This is a genomic window from Corallococcus llansteffanensis (assembly GCF_003612055.1).
GTDB classification, from domain to species: domain Bacteria; phylum Myxococcota; class Myxococcia; order Myxococcales; family Myxococcaceae; genus Corallococcus; species Corallococcus llansteffanensis.
Genome location: NZ_RAWB01001039.1, coordinates 1 through 1,240 on the forward strand (window position 1 = coordinate 1; position 1,240 = coordinate 1,240).

General features: G+C 73.7%; 2 protein-coding genes. Both read right to left on the reverse strand.

What is annotated here, in order from left to right:
* Positions 1 to 212 precede the first annotated feature (212 nt).
* On the reverse strand, positions 213 to 668 hold the full coding sequence (gene dut / locus D7V93_RS43145) for a dUTP diphosphatase (RefSeq protein WP_120648686.1): 456 nt from the start codon (positions 666 to 668) through the stop codon (positions 213 to 215).
* Positions 669 to 743: 75 nt separating this feature from the next.
* Positions 744 to 1,240: M23 family metallopeptidase (locus tag D7V93_RS43150; RefSeq protein ID WP_147451689.1), on the reverse strand; the 497-nt coding region annotated here is incomplete at its 5' end.

The following is a 1,240-nucleotide window of genomic DNA, read 5'->3' on the forward strand; positions in this document are numbered from 1 at the left end:
GCCCCCGCCGCCAGACGTGCGGCCGCATCGAACTTCTGGCCACACGTGGCGCAGGTTTCACTCGTGTCGGGGACATGGCTGCCGCAGCGATAGCAGAGCAAAGCAGTGAAACTCCGGAACAAGGTCGCGGGGGGGCGGCCTCCCGGCGGACGGCCGGGGCCCCTATTCTGCCTTCTCTGGCGCCATTGAGGAACGACGTTGCGCGCCGGGCGTCAGCGGCCCGTGGACCCGAACCCTCCGTCACCCCGGGAAGTCACGTCCAGCACCTCCACCTCCCGGAGGGCCGTGGAGGTCACCGGGGCCACCACCAGCTGGGCCACCCGGTCCCCCCGCCGCAGCGTGAAGGGGGTGTTCGACAGGTTCACGAGCAGCACCTGCACCTCGCCCCGGTAGTCCGCGTCCACCGTCCCGGGGGAGTTCAGGCATGTCACCCCGTGGCGCAGCGCCAGCCCCGAGCGGGGCCGCACCTGGCCCTCGAAGCCCGGGGGGAGCGCGAACGCCAGCCCCGTGGGCACCGCCATCCGCTCCAGGGGCTGGAGCACCCGCTCCCCGTCGATGTCGGCCCGCAAATCCAATCCGGCGGCATGCGCCGTCTCGTAGCGGGGCAGCGGCAGCGGGTCCGGATGAGCGCGCACCCGGCGGACGGGAACGGTCAGCGAGGGGTCCATGCCCCCGGCTGTAACACGCGTCCCGGCCCCCCTCGACTTCTTGACCCGACGCCACGGGTCTCCTCCAGCAGCCCCTCACAGCTCCGTCGCGCCGTCCGCCACGCGCAGGGCGGTGCGGAACCCGAACGGGTCCACGGGCCGCGCGGCCAGCTCCAACTGGTAGTGCAGGTGCGGCCCGGTGGAGCGGCCGGTGCTCCCCGACAGCGCGATGGCCTGCCCCTTCTCCACGCGCGCGCCCGCCTTCACCAGCAGCTCCGAGTTGTGGCAGTACGCCGTCGTCACGCCCCGCCCGTGGTCCAGCACCAGCACGCGGCCGTTCACGGAGTCCTCGCTCGCGCGGCGCACCACGCCCGCCGCCACCGCGGACACCTGCGTGCCCGTGCGCACCGACAGGTCCACGCCCGTGTGCATCCGGCGCGTGCGCAGCGTCGGGTGCGTGCGGTAGCCGAAGGGGCTCGTCACCGGCGCGCTCTCCGCCACCGGCCACCCGAGCATCAACGCCGTCGACAACGCCAGCGCCTGCGCCGCCCCCACGGACGAGCCCTCGAAGCCGGGTGGAAGCTGTCGGGCCA